Raw genomic sequence first — 383 nt, 5'->3', positions numbered from 1 at the left:
TTCAATTGATATATGGCTTTGCCATCAATAGTATCGATAGTCATCGCACCAAACCACTTATAAAATTGATTGTTAATACTTTGAATATAAAAAGAACTATATTCAGACGCATAGTAAGCCAATGTTTTTAAGTAGCTAAGTTTCATTTTTGTAGGCATTCTATCTACAACTTTATGAGGGTATACGCAGTTTTCTTTATCCAATTGCCATTTCTTATCTGACAGTTTGAAACTATACCTGTTCATCTTAGCAAAAAAGATTTGCTCACTTTCAATACATTTGTTTTCCATACTAAACTCCACTAATTATTTTACTTACTGATTTATAGACCTTTAGGACGACATCCTTCTCTTGTTGAGATATATATTTATAGTTGTATCTAT

Annotated in this window: 1 protein-coding gene and 1 pseudogene; both read right to left on the bottom strand. The window is 30.0% G+C overall.

Annotated features, from left to right (window positions below; translation table 11 throughout):
- A pseudogene (locus IM273_RS22085) lies at positions 1-290 on the bottom strand (site-specific integrase); the annotation flags it as partial.
- A 1-nt stretch (position 291) separates the two neighbouring features.
- Positions 292-383 (bottom strand): hypothetical protein (locus IM273_RS22610; RefSeq protein ID WP_226857984.1); only part of this gene is annotated, 92 nt, incomplete at its 5' end.

The sequence above is a fragment of the Enterobacter cloacae complex sp. P13B genome (genome assembly GCF_014895915.1).
Classification (GTDB): Bacteria; Pseudomonadota; Gammaproteobacteria; order Enterobacterales; family Enterobacteriaceae; genus Enterobacter; species Enterobacter bugandensis.
This window is presented reverse-complemented; position numbering and strand designations above follow the sequence as displayed.